This is a genomic window from Parapedobacter indicus (assembly GCF_900113765.1).
GTDB classification, from domain to species: Bacteria; Bacteroidota; Bacteroidia; order Sphingobacteriales; family Sphingobacteriaceae; genus Parapedobacter; species Parapedobacter indicus.
The window spans coordinates 585,524-612,263 of record NZ_FOQO01000001.1 but is presented as its reverse complement, the minus strand read 5'-3'; the positions used below and the strand labels follow the sequence as shown (position 1 = coordinate 612,263).

Below are 26,740 nucleotides of genomic sequence, written 5' to 3'. Positions count from 1 at the left end.
GCGAATAATGCGTTCCTTTGCCGACCGAATGAACGTTCAATTGGAACATACCGCAGAGAAAAAAGGTGCTATTTTCGAAAGCACACTACGACTGGTGATGAAGCAGGGTTTCCATGGAAGCCCGATGAGCCAGATTGCACAGGATGCAGGCGTAGCAACCGGAACCATTTATCACTATTTTTCATCGAAAGATGAGCTGATTATCGAGCTATTCAAGCATTGCAAGCACCGTATCGGGAATGCGATGTTCAAAACGGCGGAACAATCCTTTCCATATCCGGAGCGCTTCGTGGCCATCTGGATTAACCTGGTGAATTTTTACATCGAATATCCCGAAGTACTCAGTTTCATGGAACAGTTTTTCTCGTCGCCGTACGCCGAAGCGGTCCATGAACGGAACTGTGGCGTGCAAATGCAAAATGAAATGTCTAATTTCCTGCAGTTGGGTATCGATGAAGAGCACATCAAGCCCTTGGACATCAACATTCTGAGCGCTGCGTTCATTGGAACGGTAACCGCTACCGCCAAACGGCACACCAACGGTCATTACTCGTTCGATGAATCGTCTATGAACGAAATGGTAACGATCATTTGGGATGGCATAAAAAAAGAATCTTTTCAGACAGAACAACATGTATAGAAAATTGCGAAATAAACTAGCCCTTTCAATTACTTTCTCCCTTGTCCTCTCGTTTGCTTTCGGACAGGAGAACCAACCGTCATTGCCTGCAAAGGCAACCCTGCAAGATGTTATCAGCTATGCCCTGGAAAACCGTCCGTCCGTACACCAAGCCCTGATTGACGAGGAAATCGGTGAAGAAGAAATCGCTTCTGCCCTTTCGGGCTGGTTTCCCCAGATAAATGCTACGGGTACGTACAATTATAATGTAAAGATACCGACAAACGTGATCGGGGGCAATGTTATTCAGCTAGGTCAAAAGCACGTAAGCGCCGCCGTATTCCAGGCAGATCAGCAGCTACTCAATCCGGGGTTGATACAAGCGTCCAAGGCCGCACGTTTTATCCGGCAGCAAAACACACTCAATACAGAAAACAGCCGCATCAACACGGTTGTCGAAGTCAGCAAGGCCTATTACGACATCCTTACCAGTGAAGAGCAGCTCAACATCATCCAAGAAAACATCCAACGTATCCAACGGCAGCTCAACGATGCGAAGGCGCGGTATGAGACCGGTATCGTTGACAAAACAGACTTCAAACGTGCGCAGATTACGCTGAGCAATACCCTCGCCGAGCAAAAGCGCGTTAGCGAATTGCTCACCTATAAATATGCATTCCTGAAAGAGCTGATCGGCCTATCCGCCGACCAGCCGATGGACCTGTCGTTTGACGGTGCAGCCATGGAAAGTGAAATCTTGTTGGACACGACGTTGACCGTCGATTATAACGAGCGGGTTGAATTCAGGCAGTTGCAGACAGTGAAACAACTCCAGCAGCTGAATACGCAATACAATAAATGGACGTTTTTACCCAGCTTATCGGCGTTTTACAATTATGCCTGGGATTTCAGGGGCAATCGGTTTCCGGAAATGTTCGATGGCAACTTTCCCCGCTCCGTGTTCGGTCTTACGTTGAACATACCCATTTTCCAAGGCGGGAAGCGCATCCACGAAATCCGGAGATCCAAGCTTCAGGAAACACGCATCGACTGGGATATGGTGAACCTGAAAAACCAGATCAATACCCAATATGAGATGGCACTTGCCACCTACCAGGCCAACTTAAACGACTGGCGGGTTGCACGTGAAAACGTAGCCCTTTCGGAGGATGTGTATAACACCATCAAACTTCAATACGATGAAGGTATCAAAACATACCTGGATCTGATGACCGCCGAAACCGATCTGCGCACCACACAGATCAGTTACCTCAACGCCCTGTTTGCTGTCTTAGCTGGCAAGCTGGATGTACAGCGCGCATTGGGAACTGTAGACATTGACAATTAACCCACATATGGAAGAACTTAAAACAACTACGAATACCGTAAAAATGACCAGCATGAACAAATATAGTCTCGCAGCAATGCTCTTGGCCGGAGCAGGGTTCGTTGCTGCTTGCAGCAACCAAACGCAGAAACAGGCCCCCGGCCAACAAGCCATTCCCGTGACAACGGCACCGGTTACCGAAGAAGTGGTTGTCGGAATGGACAGCTATCCCGGCAATGTGGTAGCTTTAAATGAAACCGAACTGCGTGCGGAGGTAAGCGGATACATCACAGGTATCTTCGTTGCGGATGGCGCATCGGTATCCAAAGGCCAGAAACTCTACGAGATAGACCGCACCCGTTATGCGGCCGATGTAGAACAAGCAAAATCCAACCTCGCCATTGCCGAAGCCAACCTTGCCCGCCTTCAGCGGGATGTGGAGCGTTATCGGAAACTGGCCGAACAGGATGCCATTGCTAAGCAGACGCTGGATTATGCAGAAACCGATTTCAACAATGCTCAGGCCCAGGTGGCTTCGGCCCGGGCAGCACTAACCACTGCCCAGACCAACCTTAACCGGGCAGTTATCATTGCTCCGTTCAGCGGCACCATCGGCATTTCAGCGGTTCGTATGGGTGCATTGGTATCGGCCGGGTCGACGTTACTTAACCGTATTTCATCCGTAGACCCCATTGCAGTAGATTTTCCGGTGAACGAACGTGAGATCCCACGTTTTAATGCACTGCGCCATTCGGACGCCGTGGTGCGTGATTCCATCATCTCGATCACGTTGCCCGGGGGACAAGCCTATTCCCATCCGGGTAAGCTTATTGCTATCGACCGTGCGGTGGACCGCAACACGGGCACCATTACTGTGCGCGCAAGTTTCGCTAATCCAGATGAACTATTGCGAGCCGGAATGGCCACCACCGTACAGGTGCGCAGGCAATCGGAATCAAAGCAATTGGTCATCCCATACCGCGCCGTTATCGAGCAACTTGGACAGACGTCCGTGTATGTATTGACAGACAGCAGCACCGTCGAGCAACGAGGTGTACGGCTGGGGTTGAAAGTAGCAGATCGCGTTGTGATCAACGAAGGACTATCAGGCGGTGAACAGGTGGTAACCGATGGCACCATCAACCTGCGGCCTGGAGCCAAGGTACAAGTAACCCAATCTGCCGAAAAAAAATAAGGCGGAACGAAGACCATCACGCATTTAGGACAGAAACAACATGATTTCAGAAGTATTCATAAGAAGACCCGTCACCTCCATCGTTATCTCCATCCTGATCACGTTGATAGGTGTCATTTCGATCAGCACCCTCCCTGTCAGTCAGTACCCCAATATCTCCCCCCCCACCGTACAGGTGCAGGCGACGTATACCGGTGCCGATGCACAGACCGTGGAACAGACCGTAACAACGCTTATTGAAAGCCAGATTAACGGTACGCCGGGGATGACGTACATGACCTCCAACAGCACATCCGACGGGCGCGCGTCCATCACGGTGACGTTTGACGTAGGCACAGACATCGATATCGCTACGCTGGACGTACAAAACCGCGTGGGTATTGCCGAACCTGCATTGCCCGAAGCCGTACGCCGTCTGGGGGTGATCACCCGGAAGGCCAATACGGACGTATTGATGATGATTTCGCTGATTTCGCCGAATGGCACACGCGATCAGAAATTTCTGGCCAACTACGCAAACTTGTATGTCAGGGACGCGCTGATGCGCGTAAATGGCGTGGGCGATGTCATGGCCTTCGGCCAGCCGTTTAGTATGCGGGTATGGCTGGATGCGACCAAGCTCTCCAACTTAGGGCTTACGCCGGCAGACGTGAATGTTGCCATTCAGGAGCAAAACATCCGGATACCGGGTGGTAGCGTAGGTGCACGACCTCAAGTAAATACACAGGTATTTGAGTATCCGGTTATCTTAGACGGAGACCTGAACGAAGAGGAGCAATTTGAACAGATCATCGTCAAAACCAACGCCGATGGATCCCTTGTTTACCTCAAAGATGTAGCCCGTGTGGAATTGGGCGAGTTTGCCTACTCCATCTCCACCAAACTCAACGGACTGACCGCCTCGGGTATGATGGTAAACCAGATGCCGGGCGGAAATGCCGTGGCAACCGCAGAGGGTATCTACGCCGCACTGGAGCAACTGAAAGCCAACTTCCCGAGCGACATGGATTACGTCATTAACTATGAAACCGTGTCGGTGATTCAGGAGTCCATCAGCAACGTGCTCCACACATTGGTGGAAGCGCTGATTTTGGTAACCTTGGTGGTATTCATCTTTCTCCAAAGCTGGCGGGCTACATTGATTCCTGTATTAGCAATTCCTGTTTCGATTATCGGTACATTCATTTTCTTCAACCTGTTTGGCTTTTCCATCAACAACCTGACGATGCTGGCATTCGTGCTCGCCATCGGGATTGTGGTGGACGATGCCATCGTGGTGGTGGAGGCGGTGCAGCACTACATAGACCACGATAAGCTGTCGGCACCGGAAGCCACACGGCGAGCGATGAAAGAGATCACGGCGCCGGTAATCGCCATCGCGCTGATTCTGGCCGCTGTGTTTGTGCCCGTAGGCTTTATCCCGGGCATGGTGGGGCAGCTCTACCAACAGTTTGCCATTACGATTGCCGTATCGGTATTGCTTTCCGCATTCATCGCCCTCTCCCTTACGCCTGCTTTGTGCTCATTGTTACTAAGGCCATCGCAATTCAACGAAAAGTCGAGAGGCATCAACCGGCTGTTCTATAAGTTCAACACGTGGTTTGAGCGGGTCACGAAACGTTACTCCAGCGCTGTCCGGGTGACGATCAAGCGTGCGCCCCTGGCCATTATTATATTGATTTGTATCTACGTGGGCACCATCGGATTGTTCAATGCCAAGCCTACGGGATTTATTCCCACGGAAGATGCAGGGGTATTCATGATGGGGGTTACGCTACCCGAAGGTGCATCCTCCGAACGTACGTCCGACTTGCTGAACGCAGTCTCGGATTCACTCCGGAGGGAAAATCCGGAAATCAGAAACATTATGGCCATTTCGGGTATCAACCTGTTGAACAGGTCGTTCAAACCCAACGGGGGAACATTCTTTGTTCAACTTGCTCCCTGGGATGAACGCAGCCGCACGGCTGCCGAGATCGTGGCCAGCCTGCAAGGGAAGTATGCAGGCTTTCAGCAGGCATCCATCATGCCCGTTATGCCACCTGCCATTCCCGGCTTGGGTGTCAGCGGTGGATTCAGCATGCAGCTCATTGACCAGCGCAGCGGCGACATCAAAGATTTCGAAGCTCAGGTGGGTAAATTCCTGATGGCAGTCAACCAACGTCCGGAAATCGGCATGGCCTATACGCTGTTTAATTCACGTACCCCTAACTATTTGGTGAAAGTAGACCGTGAACAGGCGAAGCGCATGGGCGTAACCGTTTCCAACGTTTACAGTACGATCTCTTCGTTCCTTGGCAGCAGCTATGTAAATGATTTCACGCGGTACGGTCGGAATTTCCGGGTGGTTACCCAAGCCGATACCACGTTCCGCATGGATATTTCAGACATCAACAAGCTGTACGTAAAAAACCAGCAGGGGAATCCGGTGCCATTGAGCGCCTTGATATCTCACGAAATTATCGAAAGCCCGTCGATCATTAACCACTTCAACATTTTCAGGTCCATTGACCTGATGGGTGGTGCCGCACCCGGATATAGTAGCGGGGACGCATTACGGGCGCTGGAAGAAACCGCCGCGCAGACACTGGGTGCCGGTTTCACGTACGAGTTTTCGGGGCTTAGCTTACAGGAAAAAGAAGCCGGTAACATGACGATCATGATCTTTGGACTTTGTATCATCTTCGTGTTCCTGCTCTTGGCAGCTTTGTATGAAAGCTGGTCGGTGCCGTTTTCGATCCTGCTGTCGGTACCACTTGGGGTATTCGGGGCCATCCTCGTGCTCATCCTCCTGCCACGCCTTGATAACAACATCTATGCTCAGATCGGTTTGGTGGCGATCATCGGTTTGGCGGCCAAGAATGCGATCCTCATCGTGGAATTTGCCAAGGAACGGGTGGATATCGGCATGGGACTTTTGAAAGCAACCCTAGAAGCGGTGAAACTGCGCCTGCGTCCCATTATTATGACGTCATTCGCCTTTATCCTGGGTATCGTTCCGTTGATGTATTCGACCGGTGCGGGTGCCATTGCGCGGCAAACCATTGGCTGGACAGTTTTTGGAGGTATGCTGATTGCTACGCTATTCGCCATATTTATCGTGCCGGTTTTATTTGTGTTGATTAGCAAAGTGGCCTACGGCAAAAAGAAATTGGCGGAACTCCAAGCTTCTTATAAACCGGAAGAGCATCGGGATATGTTGCATACGGATGATGAGGAAGAGTGATTTTTAATGGTTAATGGTTAATGGTTAATGGTTAATGGTTAATGGTTAATGGTTAATTCCTAGCGGCTTAAAATGGGAAGACCTAATCCACTGAAAGAGAAAAGTTTTGCTTTTGCGATACAGATAGTAAATACCTACAAGCATCTTGTTTCGGAAAAGAAAGAATTTGTGATGAGTAAACAATTGCTTCGGTCTGGAACGGCAATAGGGGCATTATATCGTGAAGCGGAGCAAGCGGAAAGCAAAGCCGACTTTATTCATAAACTAGGAATTGCCCAAAAAGAGTGTAATGAAACCCTGTATTGGTTGGAATTACTTCACGCTTCATCGTTTCTAGCTATACAAGAATTTGAGCGGCTTCACAAAAACGCTACCGAGTTAATTAAATTGATAACCCGAATAATCGTATCTAGCAAAAATAATAAGCCAAACAATTAGCAGACTGCGCCAGGATAATTAACAATTAACCATCGCGAATTGACAATTAATAGACGGATAAAGATAATTAACAATTAACCATTGAGAATTGACAATTAAAAACATATATTTGCACTCCCCGAACCGAATAAGGGTTCGTGGCGTGCCGCCCGGATGGCGAAATTGGTAAACGTTGCGGTCTCAGAAGCCGTTGGGAGCAGTCCCTTGAGAGTTCGAGTCTCTCTCCGGGCACAGAGGAAAAAGCGATTCTAAAACAGAGTCGCTTTTTTTGTTAGCTTGCAACAGGCTAAGCCCGTCGGCCAAAAAGTTTCACGATAAGGTCTCCCAGGGGTTCGGTCGCTCCTGTATAAACAGAGGCTCCGCCGGCGTACCCTAGGTCTTCCATCAGGTGCCGGAAACCCGCCATGATAGCGGGGTGCCGCAGCTGCTGATGTGCTTGTATACCCATAGGTTGGTTGGCGAGTCGGCCGATAAGATCGTTTAGTTTTTGTATGTGCCTCCCTGTTCATACTCAAACTTATAGTCACCGATATGCTTTGTACTTTCCGTAATTCTTCTTTTTTGGATAAAGTAGTTGACGACGCCTACTACCAGCACGGCTGCGGAAATAACAAGAAAAATATATTCAAAGATATGCCCTCCGGGCAGTTTCAGCAATTGATCCAGGGATACACCGGCTACGGCGAAATACATGGATGTCCGCAGGAAGGACAAAAAAGTAGACTGATTAGCCATTATGGTACGTTGAATAGCCAAACGCTCGCGTAAAATCAGATCCTTGTTCATCTATTGAAGCATATTGGTGAAACGAACTTGATATTCCACAAAGATAACCCGTGTTTGTTAAGGATGCGAGAAAATAGCATATTTGTTGATAAACGCGCATCTTTGCCGCGCGCAAAACAATCAACAAAAAAAGGCGTTGATTAAGAAGACAGTAGACAAATGAGTACATTCAATGAACTGATTAATGGCGAAAGACCCGTGTTAGTCGATTTTTTCGCTACCTGGTGCGGTCCGTGCAAGACACAGGCACCTATCTTGGAAGACGTGAAGCAGCGCATCGGCGATGCGGCATCGATCATTAAAATCGACGTAGATAAAAACCCGCAGGTTGCCACCAAGTATCAAATACGGGGCGTACCTACGCTGATTATTTTCAAAAATGGACAAATCAAGTGGCGTCAGTCAGGTGTTTTTCCTGCCAATGAGCTGGAACGATTGCTAAAGGAAAACGTGTAGTTAAAAATCACCGCTTGAATAGCCGTGCGACAAACATGCTATCTGCGCGATGGCGGTAGCCGTGCAAAAGCTCCATCCGCTCCAATTCGACCGAACCGGTATCTTGAAGGTACGCGATTACCTGTTCATTTTCTTCGGAAAAAACCGAACACGTAATGTAAACTAACGGTTTCCCAGGCTTCAAGTGTTTAATCACTTGCTCAGCGATTTGTCGCTGAATGGCTGAATACTGCTGAATGGAATCCGAACGAAAAGAAGTTATCATCTCCGGTGTTCGTCCCCAGGTGCCCGACCCGCTGCAAGGGGCGTCGAGAATGATACCATCGAACTGTTCGCCGCCAAGGATGGTTGCTGTATCTTTGGTTAAATCGATAATTTTCTGCCGGTATTTTTTAAAACCCGCTTCTTCAAAACGTTCGTCCAGGTTGCGCAAGATACTCGGCCGGATATCGGATACCAGTAGGTTTATCCCCGGCTGCTTATCCAGCAACAAAAGCGACTTCCCTCCTGCTCCCGCGGTGGCATCCCACCAGTTTTCCCCGTTCGATGCTTCAAAAAAATCTCCGGTGCGCTGCGACGAATAGTCTTGTACGGTATATTTGCCTGCGATACCCCCAATACGATCCAGCGGCGCACCGTTGGAAAGGCCTAACGTAAACTTGTCTAATACATGATAAGGAATCTCTTCTTCTGTAAGCCGTACCTGTACTTCTCTCGCCCAGGTGGGGCGTAAGCGGATAAAGAGATCAGGTTGAATAAATAAGCTTCTAACGAAATCCAGCCCGTCAATTCCCGCCGACAAGTGGGCTTGAAAGGGAAATACATCTTCCAAGCGGAAATCAGTATGCTTTTCAAGCAAAGCGAGCTTTTCTTCCATTGGCAAGCCGATCGCCGGATACAGCTCAGGAAGCGCTTGCTGAACTACCGCACTGTCTTCGCCACATAGAAACTCAGCGATGGCCAGTCGCACAGATAAATCTGCGTGGGGGGCTGCAGAGCCGATGCGGAAATAATGATAAACAAGACGAGAAACGGTCCGGCGGTCATTCCCTCCCATCTGGCGGTTACGTTTGTAAAACCCTGTGAGGAAACGTGCCAACGGCATATGCCGTTGTTGGTCATATTCCTGTAACAGTCGCCCAACCGTCCGTATCTGGTGGTTTATCCGCCGCTCGGTAGTCATGGCTATCTGGTCCGGTTATAAAGGCATGAAATTGCCATTTCGATATTGCAAGATGGATACGGCGTTGTTTACATACCCCCAATTGGAATTGTACTCGAACTTGAAAACAGTATGCAGCCCTTTGTATTCCGCTTGCGTAATATGTTCCTTATAGTCGGCGCCATATTTAGCCAACAGTCCGCCGAAGTAATAAGCTGCATCGTACCCCTTGTATGCAAATTCTGTAGCAGCTACACCAAATTCGCGGCGATATTGTTCATCAAATTTGCGCACGTCCGTACGCCCCTTATCTACATAATATGAGCTGGTTACACACGTGCGGAATAACGCCAATCCATCCGATTCATCAAAATCCAGTTTCGTCCAGTTGGGGTGGGCAAACAGTTGAATCTGATAGGAAAGCTCACTTTGCAATTTCCGTAAATGGGCCAAAATCGGAGAAATCTGGTACTTATTGGTGGTAGCCAGTACGATAAGGTTTTTCCCCGAAAGATGCACATTGCTTTCCAACGATTGTTCATCCGTCACCTCCATCACCGTAATGTCTTTTTTCAGCCGACTGATCTCGGTCTTCAGCGGGGCTAGGAACTGCTTACTTGCCGCATCCTGGGTCTGATAGAAGATCACTGCATCCCCAGGCTGATACTGCTGGGCGATGCGGGTAGCCAGCGCCCGCACATGTGTCGTAATGGGAGCAGCAACCGTAACCAAATTAGGCAGGTTAAATTCAGAGGGCATACTCGCCGCCAAGGGGGAGATCTGGAGCGCATCTTCCAGCGACGCATTGAATCCAAAAACTTGGATTTCCTTCGGATATACCGGGCCAACCACCAACGCGGCATCCTGCACATCCTCCAGTTTCGCTATGCGTGTATTTTCAGCCGGATCATCGCGTGTATCGAGCACATTCAACTTGAAATTGGTTCCTTTTTCGGCAAGCGCATCCAACCCGAGCTTAAAACCCTGGTAAAAATCCAGCGCCAATGCCGACCGCCTGATATCTTCAGAGCTTGGGGCATGGGGGTTGGCCTTATCTAACTCAAAAGGTAATAACAAGGCAATGTTGTTTACCTCAACTTTTTCGGTTTCAGCAGCCTTTTCTTCTGTTTTACCCTGCTCTGTGGGTTTCTGGGTTTTGGGGGGTGTCTTGGTTCCCGTACCACGTAAGACCCGTACTTTGGGGGTACAGGCGGCAACCAGAAACACAAGTGCAAGCCCAACTAACCAGTTATTCCCATTCAATCGTAGCCGGTGGTTTCGAACTGATATCATATACAACCCTATTTATACCCTTTACGTGATTGATTATTTCGTTTGATATTTTTGCCAGCAACTCATAAGGCAGGTGTGTCCAGTCGGCTGTCATCCCATCGAGCGAGCCGACTGCGCGAAGCGCCACCACATGTTCGTAGGTGCGTTCATCCCCCATTACGCCTACCGATTGTACCGGCAAGAAGATGGTACCTGCCTGCCATACTTTGTCGTACCAACCCGATTCGCGCAGATTGCGGATGTAAATATCATCAGCTTCCTGCAAAATCCGCACCTTTTCTGCGGTAATCTCACCCAATATCCGGATCGCCAGTCCCGGCCCAGGAAACGGATGCCGCCCCAAAATATTGGGTGCTACTCCCAATGCTTTCCCTACCCTGCGTACTTCGTCTTTAAAAAGCGTATTGAGCGGCTCGACGACTTTCAACTTCATAAAATCGGGCAGCCCCCCGACGTTATGGTGGGATTTGATGGTGGCCGAAGGACCCTTTACGGATACGGATTCGATAACATCCGGATAAATGGTTCCCTGACCGAGCCACTTAACCGATGTTCCTTCGGGAAGCTCAGCCTGCACGGCATGTGCCGCTTCGTCAAATTCATCAATAAATGCTGCCCCGATGATTTTTCGCTTCTGCTCGGGCTCGCTTACGCCGCCTAACTTTTGGTAAAACCGGTCTTTCGCATTTACACCCTTAATGTTGAGCCCCATATGCTGGTATGACTCCAGTACCTGTTCGTATTCGTTTTTGCGCAATAAGCCATGATCTACAAAGATGCAATGCAGGTTTTTGCCAATGGCCTGATGGAGTAAAACGGCTGCAACCGTTGAATCGACGCCTCCCGATAGTGCCATGATCACATGATCGTCGCCCAATTTCTCTTTGAGTGAGGCTACCGTCGTTTCCACGAAGGCGTCGGCTGTCCACGAAGGTGTGCAACCACAGATATCGACGACGAAGTTTTTCAGCAAAGTCGTACCGTCTGTGCTATGGGTTACTTCTGGATGAAACTGGATGCCATACGTTTGGGTATCCTTCACCTGATATGCAGCCACTTTCACCTTATCTGTACTTGCAATGATTTCAAAACCAGCCGGAATATCCGAAATGGTATCGCCGTGCGACATCCACACTTGGGAATCTGCGGGAACATCTACCAGAAGCGAGTTGGCATGATCTACGAAATGAAGATTTGCCCGGCCATACTCACGGATTTCCGATGCGACGACCTCCCCACCCGAATGCTGTGCAATGTACTGTGCACCATAGCATACTCCAAGTACGGGAAATTTGGCCTGAAGCGCTTTGAAATCAACCTTGGGCGCATCGGGCTGACGCACGGAATAAGGGCTTCCGGATAAAATGACTCCTTTTACCGTTTCGTCAAATTCCGGAAGGTGATTATAGGGATGAATTTCGCAATAAACGTTCAGTTCCCTCACCCGGCGTGCTATCAATTGGGTATATTGGGAGCCGAAATCAAGGATCATGATTTTTTCTGGCATGGGCCAAAGGTACGGAAAACCATTTAGGATTTTAAGATTTAGCACTTACATTTTCTTCGGATACAGGATGCCGCAATTCTATGCGGCATCCTCCGCCATAAGCGCGGGGGCGGTTGATATATAGTTAAAATGCCTGGATCCCCAACTTCAACTGAAACAGTCCCATCGGCATTTTCCCATCCATCTCCCGGGGTTCCGTGTCGTATACCTCTTCCGCCCCATCATTCTGGTAATAGGTCATCGGCACGTTGAATGTGCCGCTCTCGTAACTGGCCGTAAGCGTCACCCTCCGGTACCGCAGGTTAATACCGAAATCGGTCTTAAATGCAAAATTGACTTTCTCATCCGTGTTGAAATAAAGCACTTCAGCATCCGGTTCGTAAATTCCACCTTTAAAATGGTACGGCGGCTCGAACGACAATAACGCGGTGGGTGCCAACTTAAAGAAAACATCTGCATAAAAGTCGCCCGACACATTGAAAGATACCACGGGCCCCAGCTTCACAGCGCCGGTGACAAAGTCGAACGCCTCGGCTTCTTCATCCGGATGAGGCTTGGACTTGCCCATGTTATACCCGAAGGAAAAGAAGGCGGCGTCTAACCCAACTTTGAACAGATCGTTAATCGGATCTTCGTGGAAAAAGAAATACTTTCCTATTTCCGCATTGACGCCAAGGTCTGCGCCCACACCGCCGTTTTTGGAGATATTTTCATATAAAGGTACGCTCAGATCGAACGCTTTGCCAAAGGCTCCCTGCGGAATACTGACACCCAACCGTACATAGAATTTACCGAAGTCGGATTCTTTGTAACCCTTACCCGCAACCGTTGCCTGCTGTGCAAACGTGTTGACTGCAAACAACATCAAAGCAATTCCCGCTACGGTGTTTTTCAAAGAATACATCATGATGATTTTAAATGTTGGTTTATGTTTTAATTTACCGACAGCCGGCTTTGCAGATCGGGAATGACATTTTCGTAGGTACGCAACACCCTGTCCCATTTACGGAAGGATTCATCGGCATTCACGCTGGTACCCGGAGGCGCAATTTCCGACACCAGTTTCGCTTTGTATTCCAGCGGCTCCGTATTGTTGGTTTTGACGATCAAACGGGTTCTCACCACGCCCGAATTAAACGACTTGGCAGACCAGGCGGTTGCCATGTATCCGGTGGTTTTGTCCATGATAGCGATCACATCGAACGTGCCGGTCACAATGCGGTTGAGTAAAATCCAGGATTCCTCCGCATTTCGAGACGGCCGGATATCAATATCTTGGTTAGCAAGATTTGTTACAAATGAATTTTCGTATGCCTCGTCTTTGTTGAGCTGGATAAAATCCGTTTTTGGAATGACATTGATACCATTGTTTTCATAGTCACGGATTTCCGTGACGAAACCCACCTTCTCAACCTTTACATTGACGGTCGCATATTTCGGGATTTTGATCTTGGCGGGGGCGGTTACCTGACTTCCATCGACATAGAGACTGGCACCGCTTTCGGTGTTAATGGTAATGGTGCGATTTTTTGCCTTCTGCGCATAAGTAGGTAAGGCAAAAAGTGCAAAAGCTAACAATAGAAAGAAAATGCAAGATACGGGTCTACGTGTTTTCATGGTTATATAATTTAAAGATTAACTCGACAGGACAAAGGTATCGGCACCCATAAGCAAAAAAAATACCCTCTAGCGGGTATTTTTGGTATTCCAAAAGAAAGGCGAAACAGCTGGTTGACTTACGGAACTTAATCGATAAGCGCTCGTACCTTTAAATGAAACGTACCTTTTACATAGTTTCCTACTTCTGTCCCGGAGGGTGTCTCCAAAGTTGAATTAAAACCATACCGACCCTTAATTTGGAACAAGGCATATTCTCCCTCCGTTCCCACCCGCTTTATCTCGGTAATTTCAGTAAATTCCGTCTCGGAATCTCCAGCGTTACTAACCAGGCGGCCATAAGTTATGTCAAATTTGTCGTCATCCAGCGGCAATTTCATTCCATACTGAAACGGTCCCGTGGGATTCGCATATTCCGCTACCGGATACCTGCCTTTGCTCGCCGGCTTTTCCAGCTCACTGGCACGACTGGGATACGAAAATACAAATGTGTTTAAGGTAGATTGCGAACTGGCAAATACATAAAACACCTCATCGTTTACCGAACTTGGGTAGAGGTCAAGGTGCGAACAATCGATTTGACGCTTCCAATCCGGGGTTTCAAATGCGATGTGCAAGGAGTTGGGAATGGTCGTGCTTTCCGTTTGATCTTCATCGGGATTCGGGGTTTTCTTTTCGCAAGATGCGATCAACAGGGCACACAAAATAAATACCAGTTTAATCGGGTAACAACTACTGTTTTTCATGATTTAGAAACGATAAAATACATTGCAAACGTACCGAAGAATAGCGGTTCATGAAATACCCGGTGTTAGGTATTTTTACAGGTAGGCGAACAAAAAACCCTTGCCCGTTACCTGGACAAGGGTTTTTCTATCGACTGTGCCCCTGCTGCTTACAGCTTACTGTTTACATCCAGTGCATTCAATTCGCCGAATGCCTGGGTAAGCCGTTTAACGAAGGTATCCTCACCTTTGCGCAACCAAACGCGGGGATCGTAGTATTTTTTGTTCGGTGAGTCTGGTCCCTCTGGATTGCCGATCTGACTTTGCAGGTACCCCTCTTTGGCTTGGTAGTATTCACGAACACCATCCCAGAAAGCCCATTGCATATCGGTATCGATATTCATCTTGATGGCACCGTAAGAGATGGCTTCGGTAATTTCTTCCGGAGCGGATCCCGAACCACCATGGAAGACAAAGTTGACCGGCTTTTCAGCAGATAATCCAAATTTCTGCCGGATATATTCCTGCGAGTTATGCAGGATGACGGGCTGTAATTTCACATTACCTGGCTTGTATACGCCATGTACGTTGCCAAAGGCAGCCGCAACCGTAAATTTATCACTTATGCTTTTGAGTTCTTCATACGCATAAGCAACTTCCTCGGGTTGGGTATACAGTTTGGAGCTATCCACGTCGGAGTTGTCCACTCCATCTTCTTCACCGCCGGTTACGCCGAGCTCAATTTCCACGGTCATCCCAAGTGGCTTCATCCGCGCCAGGTACTTCTTCGAAATTTCGATATTTTCTTCGATGGGCTCTTCCGACAAATCGAGCATGTGGGAGGAAAACAGCGGTTTCCCATTTGCCTTAAAAAATTGCTCGCCATGGTCAAGCAGGCCGTCGATCCAGGGCAGCAACTTCTTGGCAGCATGATCGGTATGAAGGATAACGGCTACACCATAATGTTCTGCCAGCAAATGAACGTGCTGAGCGGCGGATACCGCTCCGAGGACAAAGGCTTTCAGGCCGTCGTTATTCAATGATTTGCCTGCATAAAACTGTGCCCCGCCATTAGACAATTGGATAATAACTGGCGAGTTGACCGCCTTGGCGGTTTCCATTACGGCATTAATGGAATTGGTACCGATGACATTAACTGCCGGAAGGGCGAATTTATGTGCTTTTGCTGCCTCAAATAATTCTTGAACGGCATCACCGGTGACCACTCCTTTAAAATCTTTCAAACTCATGATACTTTTATTTTGAGGTCTCGAAAGTAGGCATAATTTTTTAAATACGTAACGCTATTCCGCCATAAAAATTGCGTGGCGACGCCGCGTTGAAGAAACGGCCGCCAAAGGCATTGATGTCATTTCCCAGACTGTAGCGTTGATTCAACAGGTTATCCCCTCCAACAAAAACCTGAAATATCACATTGCTTCCCAAGGGCTTATCCCATGTCACCTTAGCCTGTAATACATGATAGGCGTTGGCAAACACGGTATTCGCGTCGTTCAGTGGAATGGCCGACGTATAATTGTGCATGACGTAAGCCCCGATGCCTTTTGGAAATTGCATCGATGCGCTGCTGACCAGCGTTGTTCCGGGCACGCCAGTAAGCTTATTTCCTGTAAAATCATCGTTGCCTACTCGGTAGTCGCCAAAACGGAATTTACTCAGCGTCAGGTTTGCCCCCAGTTGAAGCCCCCGCAACCAACTCGTTTGCCCCGGTTCGATCACCCAGGTCGAAGTCGATAGCTCTATCCCGCGCTGGGTAACCCCACCTGCATTATCGAAAAATTCGGCATCCGTTTCAAGTATCTGACGGACAATGGCATCTTCCATGCGATAGTAAAATACCGATCCATCTAGGGTTACCCGCCGGTTAGGGGTCTGCCATCGGAAACCGATTTCATAATTCCATCCGGTCTCGGCGCCAAGTGCCGTATTAATTACCTGGTCGGATGCACGGACTTCTTCGAGTGTAGGAGGCGAATATCCCCTTGAAACAGAAACCCGTCCTGCCGATTGCGGATTAAACATATACGATAAGGCAGCGCGGGGCATCCATTCAGCATCAAATGTCCGCCGGGTGTAACGAGGTTCACTGTCGGGAAAAAGAGGTCTGAATCGATATCCGTAATAATTGAGGCTCAACGACGTTTCCAGCAACAGGCGATGATACACATCGGCGCTGAAGCGCGCAAAGTAAAAGTGCTGATTGCTCCTTAGGGCATCGATTGCCATGGCATCGCCGCGTACACCGCCGTGGTTTTCGTAGTTAGCAAAATCATTTTTCCCATACTGCCACTCCATGCCCACGTTGGCATGCCAGGAGAATGCCGTGGAACGGCCACCCGTATAATCCAGATAGGTACGAAAGCCGACATTGGCTTCGTCACGGATTTCATAATTAGTGATAAACGGATTGCTGAAATCCGTATGTGAGCCAAATACCGTAGCAACATGCTTAAGACGTGTGCCGATGCGGGTATCGTGGACAAGGCCACCGATGAGCGTTTGGTTGACAATGCCCGCCTGCTGTTCCAGCGCTCCCGGCGTGGCCGGTGTGGCCGGACGGGCAAGTTTGGGGTTGTTTGTGTATTGCGCTTCCGTAAGTCCGCCGGGGGTAAGATAGCGCAGGTCTGAATACAGGGCGATCAATCGTAGCTCGCTTTCCGGTTTGTAATTCCATCGTTGTACGGTTTGAAAAGCTGCCCGTTTCATCGCCGAATGCTGCCGATAACCGTCTGCGCGCTGGTATGCCTGGCTGAAACCGAACCGATAACCGGGCGACGGATTCAGCGTGGTGGATAGTTGTTCGTGGAACAGCCCAAAAGATCCGCCGTTCACCCGTAACGATGCGGTATGGTCCTGTTCATCACGCATGCCCTGCGGCCGGATCAGCACCACACCGCCCGAGTTGGCACCGAAGAGACTTCCGTCGGGTCCTTTCAGCACCTCAATTTCTGCTATGCCCCCTGCATCCAATAAGTTGATATACGTATTTCCACCCGCATCGGTAAGCGGAATTTCGTCTAGGTATACTTTTACGTTGCGGACACCGAAGGGCGAGCGCAACAGGCTACCCCGAAGCGAAAGCCGGTAGCTGCCGGGTGAGCGCTCTTCCATCCGCACGCCCGGCACGGTATTTATCGCCGGCAACAAGGTTGTTCCCTGCTGATGGCCAAGTGTGGTGCGGCCAACCACGCCGGCAGAAGCCGTTAGCCGTAATAGTGGTTGCTCGGTAAAATAAGCCCTTACCGTTACCTCCTCCAGGTGTGTGGTTGTATCCTGAAGCGCGGTAGCTACGGATGGAAATGCGGGAACAAGTACTATACAGAATAAAATAAAACGTATCATGGATAATGAACTTGGGACGAAGTTAAGGATTAGGACGCGATCGTCCATGCGTTGCGGATAATTGTAACACGAATTAAACTTTAACTGGTAAAAAATGTCTTAATTAACAAGGAGGATGCAGGTGATGAAAAACTTTATTGTATTTATATTAACCCTGTGCTCGATTGGTGCATTTGCACAAGAGACCGACACATTGCATATCGGAAAATTAGCTATCGGTAAGAAAAAAAAGGAAGTATTTAGCGGCGGGAAAGACTCTTCGTTGGTATTGCGCATCGACACGTTGCTTATGGCCGATCGGAGCCAGTTGGTATTCTATGGTAAGAAGGACGTAAAATTGGATATCGGTTACGCAGCGATCGATAAACGGGCCTATATCTTCGGCACCGACGGAAAAAATAACGGCACCGATTTTGATATCCACGCGCGCTTTGAAAAACTGGGGGCATTATACGTTCTTACGGGTGGGCAAGATGCCAGCAATAATGGATCGCGCACTTTTCCCAATGGGGATGGTGGCGATGTAAATTTCACTTATGACAGCGACGGAATTGTTCCGCAGACCGAAGATAAAAAGTCTGACCATTACCTCCAAATTGACACACGAGCAGGCGGCTACCGCGTAAATCCACAAAATGACCTTTCCCGGATCTACAGTCTAATTAATATGGGTGCACCCGGCAGACCGCTGGGCAACCTTTCCCAAGGACAGGTATATTCGGGAACACCGGGCCGGGATGGGAAAAGTACAGTCAAAGCTGCGGAATGAGGGAGGCCACGGCTGTTTTTATTTCGGGGTACCGAAACTTGAAACCTGCATTTTGAATTTTTTCGGCCGACATGCGTGTGCTGCCGAGCAGCATTTCACTCATTTGCCCCATCACTGCCTTTAACAAGAATTGCGGGATATTCGGTAGCCATAAGGGCTTTTTCAATGCTTCGGCAGTCGACCGGACAAATGCAGAAAATGTGACTTGTGCAGGTGCGATCATGTTGTATACACCATGTATGCCGTTATGTTCCAGCGCAAAAATATACATAGCCACCGCGTCGGCTATGTGAATCCAGGGTAGCCATTGCCTGCCGGTACCTGGCACCGCACCCAATCCCTTTTTGACAAAACCGGCAAATTTAGAAAAGATGCCACCCTGGGCGGAAAGGATAACCCCACTCCGCAGCGAAACGGTACGCAATCCAAGCGCCCTCCCCTCGCCCACCGTGTGCTCCCAGTCCTTACATGTGTTGCCCAGAAAGTCTAAAGCCGGGGGTTTATCTTCCGTGATCCGCTCGTCCCCCCTATCTCCGTAATAGCCCGAAGCCGAGGCCGATACCACGGTCGTTACTTCGTGGTCCTTGCGTTTGTGGAGCAAATCATACAGCATTAAAATAGATTGAATACGACTATCGCGCAGCAGACGTTTCCGCGCATTGCTCCATGGAAGTGCCGCGATGTTTTCACCCGCGAGGTGAATAATTGCGCATACGCCATCTAAGCACGACTCATCTACTTTATTGGCGGCAATATCCCACTGAAAGAATCGGACATTCGGCAATTCTGAGGCTCGTTTATACCTGCTCAGTGCGTTAACAGCATAACCACTACCTACTAACGCAGGCACCAATGCCCCGCCGACTAAACCGGTCGCACCGGTTACCAATATTCGTCCTTTATTCGCAATATTATTCATTACCCCGCTGATTTAAGACAACCCCAGCGCGTATCGTAAGGAGACATGAAAGGGCGCCAGTTTAATTCCCGGATAATACGCAGCGAGTCCATCATTTACAGCTACCAGATCTTTGCCCATATAGGCCATAAATGCAGCTGCTACATCCTGTTCAAACTTATAGACATATCGTCCCATAAAAATCGAAATCGGCTTACCAAAGCCGGGTATCGCCAGGATATTTTTCTTCAATTTAGCGATGTCCAGATAACGTTCGAACGCTTCTTTATACGTCATCACTTCCGGCCCCCCTATATCAAACACCTTCCCATACGTGTCGGTATTTAGGATAATATTACTGAGATAGGCACACACATCTAATAAATGGATCGGCTGGCAACGACTTGTTACAAATTCCTTGGGAAGGACAATCCATCGCTGTTTGGCTAAATTTGAAAAGATATTCATCAGCGCGGAACCTTTACCAACGATGTTACTAATCCGTATAACCGTGTAAGCCATTCCGCTTTGATTCAGGAAAGATTTAACCCGGTCGATGTTATCGTCAGATAATTTTGTCACGTAGATCAAATGCTCACATGCTGTTGACTTGAGCACCCGGATGTATTTCTGCAAAGCAATGAGATCCATCTCCAGGCGGATATCAATTTCATCGATAGGCGACTGATTAAAATAGAATGCTGCGCGCGTTTCTTTGCTCAGGCCCGGCGGTAGCGTTCCCCGGAACAGATCACCTTCAATGATATTAATTCCATATTTTTTAGGCACATGTTTGTAAAAAAACTTACTGTTCCTCAGTAAACAGGTTACTTGATAATCCGCCTCAGCAAGACACACTGCAATGTTTCTTGCTAAATAATTATTAAGACCGGTTATCAGGACTTCCATATACAATCATACCCTTTAAGAAGGCGGCTTGGTTATTAATTATAGCTACTACAATCGAAAACCAATAATGTTTCCGGGCGGTGTTTTTTTTTGCAAACTTAAAAAAAATGAACAGCTTACAAACAGCCGCTCGTGAAATTGTTGGCAATTGTGATTTTAGTGTCAATTCTTACCTGTCGACGACAAAACAGTAGTTGCTTCCCGCAAATAAAGCTTATATTTGTAGAATTTAATCCCTTAGTAAGTATGGAAGAGAGGACGATCTTGGTTTGGTTCAGGAACGATTTGCGCATTCATGACAATGAAATTCTGCTTCGCGCTATCGAGCGCAGCCACCAAATCGTACCCGTTTACTGCTTTGACCCACGGCACTTCGCTAAGACCAAATACGGCACGCGAAAGACGGGCGTACTGCGTGCCGCCTTCCTTCGGGAAAATGTCCTGGCGCTACGGCAAACCTTGCAACAATTGGGTGGTGACTTGATCGTCAACTATGGCCACCCGGAGGAGTTGCTACCTCAAATTGCGGAAAAATACCAGGTGGATGAGGTTTATCACCATCGCGAAGTAGCCTATGAAGAGACCTATATATCGGGGCTTGTGGAAGAGGCGCTTTGGAAAATGCAGATCAATCTCAGACATTTCATTGGCCATACCTTATATCATAAAGAAGATCTTCCCTTTCCCATCCGCGACATTCCGAATGCTTTTTCGGTTTTCAAGAAAAAAACAGAACGAGAGAGTTCCATACGCCCGCAGCTGGACACACCGAAAGCCCTTCGCATACCGGAAGGAATGGATGCCGGAAAAGTCCCAGGATTGGCGGAACTTGGTTTTGGCAGCGAAGAAATTGTGCAGGCTTCCAACCTGGAATTTCGTGGAGGAGAAGCAGTTGCCTTAAAGCAGATGCAGGCATTTCTGCGCGATCAATCGTCGACGTTGGAGGATTATAGCCAGCTTTCTCCCTACATCGCTGTGGGTGCGTTGTCTCCCAATACGCTGTACCACGCCACCAAGGAAGCAGAAAACACTACATTAGATAAGAAGCGCGGTGAACAGATTATACTGAAGTTGCTGTGGCGGGATTATTATCGGTTTATGTTCAAAAAACATGGCAATCGTTTTTTCCGGCTGACCGGCTTAACAGGCACCCCGCCAGAGATTGCCGCAAATGACGATAAACGCTTCGACCTTTGGAAATGCGCAAATACGGGCAACCCGATTGTAGACCGAAGTATTCAACAACTCAATGATACGGGATACCTTCCGTATTACCAGCGGGTTATTGTTGCTTGGTACCTCATTTATGAATTAAAAGTCAATTGGCTGAAAGGTGCTGCCTGGTTTGAAGAAAAGCTCATCGATTACGGTCCCGCCAATAATTATGGCAATTGGGCACATTTGGCGGGCGTGGGCAGTAGTCTCAAAGACAACAAACCAGTGGATATCAAAAAGCTGACCGCGCAGTTCTACCCCAAAGAGGTCATGGAATTCGAATAGCGTAAAGTTTGGCCATAAAATTGTGGGGTATTGCTATGGTAAACGATTTAATAATTATAACTTTGGCGCATTATTGCATAAACAACTAAATGGACAAGCTTTCTTATCTGAGTAACGCAGATTCGGCCTACATCGACTCGTTATACGAAGCATATAAAGAAGACCCCAATTCTATTGATTTCGGCTGGCAAAAATTTTTCGAAGGTTTTGATTTCGGCCAGAACGGTACAGCAACGGCATCGGGTGCCCAGGCCACTCCCGACCATGTGCTGAAGGAAATCAACGTCTTAAATATGATCAATGGCTACCGCGACCGTGGGCACCTGTTCACCGAGACCAATCCGGTACGCCAGCGCAGAAAATATTATCCGGGCAAGGAATTGGAAACATTCGGCCTCACGGAAGCCGATATGGACACCGTATTTAATGCAGGTGTTGAGATCGGGTTGGGGCCCGCCACATTGCGCGATATCCGCCAGCTTATCGAAGACACCTACTGCCGCTCCATCGGGGCCGAATTTAAATACATCCGGAGCCCCGAAAAAATCAAGTGGTTGCAAGACCGCATGGAAGGCGAACGCAACACGCCAAACTTCCCGTTGGAGACGAAAAAGCGAATACTCAGAAAGCTGAATGAGGCGGTAGTGTTCGAAAACTTCCTCGGAACCAAATTCCTCGGCCAGAAACGTTTTTCGCTTGAAGGTGCGGAGAGTCTCATTCCCGCTTTGGACTCGGTCATTGAAAAAGGCACCGAGTTGGGCATCCAGGAATTTGTACTCGGCATGGCCCACCGTGGCCGCCTGAATGTGCTGACCAACATACTGGGCAAATCGTACGAAAGCGTTTTTTCGGAATTTGAAGGGAAAACCTATGCAGAAGAAGCGGAGCAGGATTTTGGGGGCGATGTGAAATACCACCTCGGCTATTCTACGGACATCACGACCAATCACGGAGCAAGCGTACATTTGAGCCTAGTGCCCAACCCATCCCACCTGGAAACGGTTGATCCGGTGGTCGAGGGGATTGTTCGCTCGAAAATCGACATGAAATATGGCGGCGATGCGACTAAGATTGCACCGATACTCATCCATGGTGACGCCGCGGTTGCCGCTCAGGGCATTGTTTACGAAGTCATTCAGATGTCCAAACTGGAAGGTTTCCGCACCGGTGGCACCATCCATATTGTGGTAAACAACCAAGTAGGTTTTACCACCAATTTTAAAGATGGGCGGTCATCCACTTACTGTACCGATATTGCGAAGGTGACCTTGTCGCCCGTATTCCATGTGAATGGTGATGACGTGGAGGCATTGGTATATGCGATCAATTTAGCGGTTGAATACCGTCAGAAATACCACACCGATGTATTTATCGACCTGTTGTGTTACCGGAGGTACGGGCACAACGAGGCTGATGAGCCCAAATTCACGCAGCCGTTATTGTATAAGGCGATCGAAAAACATCTCAATCCACGCGAAATTTATAATCAGAAATTGCTAGAGCAGGGCAGCGTAGATGCAAACCTGGCAAAGGAGATGGAAAAGGATTTCCGCAAACTTCTGCAGGAACGGCTTGACGATTCCAAAGAAGACGAAAACCTGACCCAAGACAACCCCATGTATTCCGGTGCATGGAAGGGTCTTCGCAAAGCGAAATACGAAGATATCTTCGTTTCCGCAAAAACAGGAGTTTCTGAAAAGACGTTTTTGACACTCGCCAAGGAAATTACCACACTACCGAACAATAAAAAATTCTTCCGCAAAATTTCGCGCCTGTTTGATGAACGTGCCAAAATGGTTGAATCAAAAACGTTCGACTGGGCCATGGGTGAGCTCATGGCTTATGCCACGCTGCTGGATGAAGGATCAAGGGTTCGGGTAAGCGGGCAGGACGTAGAGCGCGGTACGTTCTCCCATCGCCATGCGGTACTTACTTTGGAAGACTCCGAAGAAGAATACATTCCCCTTCAACAGATCAGCGGAGGTGAACGGTTCAACATTTACAACTCCCATCTTTCCGAATACGGCGTATTGGGATTTGAATATGGCTATGCGTTGGCAAACCCGCAATCACTGACCATCTGGGAGGCGCAGTTCGGCGATTTTTATAACGGTGCACAAATTATTGTGGACCAATATATTTCCAGTGCGGAGACCAAATGGCGGCGTTCGAATGCGCTGGTTATGCTATTACCGCATGGATTGGAAGGGCAAGGTCCGGAACACTCTTCGGCACGTATTGAGCGCTTTTTGGAATTGTGCGCAGAAAACAACATGCAGATTGTCAACTGCACCACTCCGGCAAACTTTTTCCATGTGTTACGCCGACAGCTTAAGCGCGATTTCCGCAAGCCGCTGATCGTGTTTACGCCGAAGAGCCTGCTGCGTCATCCGAAGGTTGTGAGCCCGATTTCCGAATTCACCACCCGGTCACAGTTTCAGGAAGTCATCGACGATAGTTATGTGAAGTCGGCCGATGTAAAGCGTGTGCTTTTCTGCTCCGGTAAAATTTACTACGACCTGCTTGAGAAACAACAGACCGACAAACGCAAAGACGTGGCTATTGTACGGGTGGAACAACTATACCCCACCCCTATGGATAAACTGCGTGCCGTGCGGAATAAATACAAAAACGCAAGGGAGTTCCTGTGGGTACAGGAAGAGCCTGAAAACATGGGCGCGTGGCCCTATATCTGCCGTAAATTCAGAAACCGCAACATCGTGCTCGATGTGGTATCGCGAAAAGAAAGCAGTAGTACGGCTACCGGATATGCGAAACAGCACATTTCGCAACAGCTTGCCGTAGTGGGCAGGGCTTTTGAAGATAAAGCCGGTGCCGAGGTTAAGGAAAACGTAAAATCCAGCGTAAAAGTTGCCGCAAAAGCGGACTAACAGCTTAGCTAAATACCGTCATATATGAGCGTAGAAATAAAAGTACCGACCGTAGGCGAGTCCATTTCAGAAGTAACCTTATCCCAATGGCTGAAACAGGATGGTGACTACGTGGAAATGGATGAAAACATTGCCGAGCTCGAATCGGACAAAGCCACCTTCGAACTGCCTGCCGAGAAGGCCGGCGTTCTTCGGATTGTTGCCCAAGAGGGCGATACACTTGAAATCGGTGCATTGGTAGCCACCATTGAGGAAGGCAAGGCCCCGTCGGGAAGTGGTGACCAAGGCGACAAGAAAGAGGCGCCTGTACAGGAAACCGCAGCGGCTCCGAAGTCTGACACCGCGCCTCAAGCAACCAGCGAAGGTGCCCCTAAAAGCGAAAATTACGCAACGGGAACCGCTTCTCCGGCCGCGGCTAAGATTCTTCGAGAAAAAGATATTGACCCCTCCGGTATAAAAGGCACGGGCAAAGATGGGCGCATTACCAAAGAGGACGCGGAAAAAGCGGAAGCTCAAGCATCAAATGCAGCGCCTGCCGAAACTACCAAACCGGCTGTGACAGACGGATCAGCACCGGCAAGCAGCGGCGAACGCAACGAACGGAGGCAAAAGCTCTCGGCATTGCGGAAAACCATCGCCAAACGATTGGTGTCCGTCAAAAATGAGACAGCCATGCTTACCACTTTCAACGAGGTAAACATGAAACCCATCATGGACCTGCGGGCCAAGTATAAAGAAATATTTAAGGAAAAGCACGGTGTGGGGCTAGGCTTCATGTCTTTCTTCACCAAGGCCGTGTGTACTGCGCTGAAAGAATGGCCCGCTGTCAATGCCCGCATCGATGGCGACGAAATTGTATACAGTGATTTTGTGGATGTTTCAATTGCGGTATCGGCCCCCAAAGGTTTGGTGGTACCCGTCATTCGGAATACCGATTCGCTTTCACTTCATGCGATTGAAAAGGCGGTTGTTGAGCTGGCTACCAAAGCCCGGGATAACAAACTGACCATCGAAGAAATGACAGGCGGAACATTTACCATTACCAACGGTGGGGTTTTTGGTTCGATGCTATCTACCCCCATCATCAACGCACCGCAATCGGCCATTCTGGGGATGCACAACATCATCGAGCGACCTGTTGCGGAAAATGGGCAAGTCGTGATCCGCCCCATGATGTATATTGCGCTGTCATACGACCACCGGGTCATCGATGGGCGCGAGTCAGTAAGCTTTCTGGTCCGTGTGAAGCAACTACTGGAAGATCCTGCACGGTTGTTATTGGAAGTTTAATTCAATCCGGTTTTAGGTTATATACTATAAACGATGCTGAGGTGTATACTTCAGCATCTTTTTTTTGTCTCCCAGGCATGCCATTTCGACTCCGCAGATGTTTTAAGGACGCTGCAGAGCAAGCCTTGTGGAGACGCAAGCAAAGCTTAGCGGATTCCAGCTTGCGAGCAGCGTCCTTAAAACATCGGATCGGGGTCATAGGCGTTGTCCGGGATTGCTTTGGCTATGCATAAGCAACCTTGGGGTGTGAGCACAGCGAGCGTTCCAGTTGCGGTGCACAGCCATGGAAGTCCACAAGCACCTGGAAAAGGCGATAAACTTGCTTTTATATCGAAGTTTATCTAAGTTTGGCCCAACTAAAATTTGCCCTGATGGTAATTGATTCGGAATTCTTCACCAAGTTTCTGCGATTTGGCCTCGTTGGCCTATCCGGTGTAGTGGTTGATTTCGGAATCACTTGGTTATGCAAGGAGAAATTCAAGTTTCATAAATACGTAGCTAATTCTTTGGGGTTTTGTACAGCAACGGTAACCAATTACCTATTAAACAAATACTGGACGTTCCACGCCACCGGACAGGACATGTTTTTTGAATTTTCCAAGTTTGTCGGATTTGCGCTGGTGGGGTTACTGATCAACAACTTGGTCCTATTCCTGCTGCATGGAAAAATGAAGCTCAATTTCTACCTGTCCAAGCTCATTGCAATCGCCATTGTCTCTATATGGAATTTTTTAGGGAATTATTTATATACATTTTCCGCTTGATGTAG

The 26,740-nt window shown here is 48.6% G+C and carries 23 protein-coding genes and 1 tRNA gene; 12 read left to right on the top strand and 12 right to left on the bottom strand.

What is annotated here, in order from left to right; genetic code table 11:
- Positions 1-28 precede the first annotated feature (28 nt).
- The 6 genes from BMZ56_RS02410 to BMZ56_RS02385 all read left to right on the top strand — a co-directional run bounded on the left by BMZ56_RS02410 (position 29) and on the right by BMZ56_RS02385 (position 7,036).
- Positions 29-640: a TetR/AcrR family transcriptional regulator gene (locus BMZ56_RS02410; RefSeq protein ID WP_177195005.1), complete on the top strand. Its 612-nt coding sequence runs from the start codon at positions 29-31 to the stop codon at positions 638-640.
- Positions 633-1,967 (top strand): TolC family protein, encoded by a 1,335-nt coding sequence (locus BMZ56_RS02405; RefSeq protein WP_090623718.1) that lies wholly within the window; start codon positions 633-635, stop codon positions 1,965-1,967. Before BMZ56_RS02410 ends, BMZ56_RS02405 begins: the two co-directional genes overlap by 8 nt.
- Before the next feature lie 7 nt (positions 1,968-1,974).
- Positions 1,975-3,141 carry an efflux RND transporter periplasmic adaptor subunit gene (locus BMZ56_RS02400; RefSeq protein ID WP_245893044.1) on the top strand — a complete coding sequence of 389 codons (1,167 nt, stop codon included), beginning with the start codon at positions 1,975-1,977 and terminating at the stop codon, positions 3,139-3,141.
- A 40-nt stretch (positions 3,142-3,181) separates the two neighbouring features.
- A complete protein-coding gene (locus BMZ56_RS02395) occupies positions 3,182-6,367 on the top strand; it encodes an efflux RND transporter permease subunit (protein WP_090623715.1) in 3,186 nt (1,061 codons plus the stop codon).
- 72 nt (positions 6,368-6,439) lie between these two features.
- The gene (locus BMZ56_RS02390) at positions 6,440-6,805 is read left to right on the top strand and encodes a four helix bundle protein (RefSeq protein WP_090623712.1); all 366 of its coding nucleotides are present in this window, start codon (positions 6,440-6,442) and stop codon (positions 6,803-6,805) included.
- Between the two features lie 147 nt (positions 6,806-6,952).
- A tRNA-Leu gene (locus BMZ56_RS02385) sits at positions 6,953-7,036 on the top strand.
- A 55-nt stretch (positions 7,037-7,091) separates the two neighbouring features.
- Here the strand turns inward: BMZ56_RS02385 and BMZ56_RS25540 are convergent.
- On the bottom strand, positions 7,092-7,253 hold the full coding sequence (locus BMZ56_RS25540) for a hypothetical protein (protein WP_177195004.1): 162 nt from the start codon (positions 7,251-7,253) through the stop codon (positions 7,092-7,094).
- A gap of 32 nt (positions 7,254-7,285) precedes the next feature.
- On the bottom strand, positions 7,286-7,591 hold the full coding sequence (locus BMZ56_RS02380) for a DUF202 domain-containing protein (protein WP_090623710.1): 306 nt from the start codon (positions 7,589-7,591) through the stop codon (positions 7,286-7,288).
- A 159-nt stretch (positions 7,592-7,750) separates the two neighbouring features.
- Between BMZ56_RS02380 and trxA the strand changes: the two genes are divergently transcribed.
- Positions 7,751-8,047 (top strand): thioredoxin, encoded by a 297-nt coding sequence (gene trxA, locus BMZ56_RS02375; protein WP_090623708.1) that lies wholly within the window; start codon positions 7,751-7,753, stop codon positions 8,045-8,047.
- A 7-nt stretch (positions 8,048-8,054) separates the two neighbouring features.
- Here the strand turns inward: trxA and BMZ56_RS02370 are convergent, their stop codons facing one another.
- From BMZ56_RS02370 to BMZ56_RS02335, 8 genes are all read right to left on the bottom strand, one after another.
- Positions 8,055-9,230 carry an RsmB/NOP family class I SAM-dependent RNA methyltransferase gene (locus BMZ56_RS02370; protein ID WP_090623705.1) on the bottom strand — a complete coding sequence of 392 codons (1,176 nt, stop codon included), beginning with the start codon at positions 9,228-9,230 and terminating at the stop codon, positions 8,055-8,057.
- A 15-nt stretch (positions 9,231-9,245) separates the two neighbouring features.
- Positions 9,246-10,502, bottom strand: coding sequence for a type 1 periplasmic-binding domain-containing protein (locus BMZ56_RS02365; RefSeq protein ID WP_143072820.1), 1,257 nt, complete (start codon positions 10,500-10,502; stop codon positions 9,246-9,248).
- Positions 10,459-12,009 carry a glutamine-hydrolyzing GMP synthase gene (gene guaA, locus BMZ56_RS02360; protein WP_090623700.1) on the bottom strand — a complete coding sequence of 517 codons (1,551 nt, stop codon included), beginning with the start codon at positions 12,007-12,009 and terminating at the stop codon, positions 10,459-10,461. The genes BMZ56_RS02365 and guaA overlap by 44 nt, the downstream gene beginning before the upstream one ends.
- A gap of 124 nt (positions 12,010-12,133) precedes the next feature.
- A complete protein-coding gene (locus tag BMZ56_RS02355) occupies positions 12,134-12,916 on the bottom strand; it encodes a hypothetical protein (RefSeq protein ID WP_090623696.1) in 783 nt (260 codons plus the stop codon).
- Positions 12,917-12,942: 26 nt separating this feature from the next.
- The gene (locus BMZ56_RS02350; RefSeq protein WP_090623692.1) at positions 12,943-13,626 is read right to left on the bottom strand and encodes a hypothetical protein; all 684 of its coding nucleotides are present in this window, start codon (positions 13,624-13,626) and stop codon (positions 12,943-12,945) included.
- Between the two features lie 128 nt (positions 13,627-13,754).
- Positions 13,755-14,372 (bottom strand): hypothetical protein, encoded by a 618-nt coding sequence (locus BMZ56_RS02345; protein ID WP_090623688.1) that lies wholly within the window; start codon positions 14,370-14,372, stop codon positions 13,755-13,757.
- 149 nt (positions 14,373-14,521) lie between these two features.
- The gene (gene fbaA, locus BMZ56_RS02340; protein WP_090623683.1) at positions 14,522-15,601 is read right to left on the bottom strand and encodes a class II fructose-bisphosphate aldolase; all 1,080 of its coding nucleotides are present in this window, start codon (positions 15,599-15,601) and stop codon (positions 14,522-14,524) included.
- A gap of 40 nt (positions 15,602-15,641) precedes the next feature.
- Entirely contained in the window at positions 15,642-17,714 is a 2,073-nt protein-coding gene (locus tag BMZ56_RS02335) for a TonB-dependent receptor (protein ID WP_090623678.1), read from the bottom strand.
- A 124-nt stretch (positions 17,715-17,838) separates the two neighbouring features.
- Between BMZ56_RS02335 and BMZ56_RS02330 the strand changes: the two genes are divergently transcribed.
- Positions 17,839-18,483, top strand: coding sequence for a hypothetical protein (locus tag BMZ56_RS02330; RefSeq protein WP_090624439.1), 645 nt, complete (start codon positions 17,839-17,841; stop codon positions 18,481-18,483).
- Here BMZ56_RS02330 and BMZ56_RS02325 read toward each other — a convergent pair.
- Positions 18,467-19,402, bottom strand: coding sequence for a TIGR01777 family oxidoreductase (locus BMZ56_RS02325; protein WP_090623674.1), 936 nt, complete (start codon positions 19,400-19,402; stop codon positions 18,467-18,469). The two genes, BMZ56_RS02330 and BMZ56_RS02325, sit on opposite strands and share 17 nt — an antisense overlap.
- Positions 19,403-19,414: 12 nt before the next feature.
- A complete protein-coding gene (locus BMZ56_RS02320; RefSeq protein WP_090623669.1) occupies positions 19,415-20,290 on the bottom strand; it encodes a Rossmann-fold NAD(P)-binding domain-containing protein in 876 nt (291 codons plus the stop codon).
- Positions 20,291-20,536: 246 nt separating this feature from the next.
- On the opposite strand from BMZ56_RS02320, the gene BMZ56_RS02315 reads away from it, so the two are divergent.
- The 4 genes from BMZ56_RS02315 (at position 20,537) to BMZ56_RS02300 (ending at position 26,735) form a co-directional block, all read left to right on the top strand.
- On the top strand, positions 20,537-21,790 hold the full coding sequence (locus tag BMZ56_RS02315) for a DASH family cryptochrome (protein WP_090623665.1): 1,254 nt from the start codon (positions 20,537-20,539) through the stop codon (positions 21,788-21,790).
- Positions 21,791-21,879: 89 nt separating this feature from the next.
- Positions 21,880-24,681, top strand: coding sequence for a 2-oxoglutarate dehydrogenase E1 component (locus BMZ56_RS02310; RefSeq protein ID WP_090623661.1), 2,802 nt, complete (start codon positions 21,880-21,882; stop codon positions 24,679-24,681).
- A 24-nt stretch (positions 24,682-24,705) separates the two neighbouring features.
- Positions 24,706-25,971: a 2-oxoglutarate dehydrogenase complex dihydrolipoyllysine-residue succinyltransferase gene (gene odhB / locus BMZ56_RS02305; protein ID WP_090623656.1), complete on the top strand. Its 1,266-nt coding sequence runs from the start codon at positions 24,706-24,708 to the stop codon at positions 25,969-25,971.
- A 371-nt stretch (positions 25,972-26,342) separates the two neighbouring features.
- Positions 26,343-26,735: a GtrA family protein gene (locus BMZ56_RS02300; RefSeq protein ID WP_090623652.1), complete on the top strand. Its 393-nt coding sequence runs from the start codon at positions 26,343-26,345 to the stop codon at positions 26,733-26,735.
- The last annotated feature ends 5 nt before the right edge of the window (positions 26,736-26,740 follow it).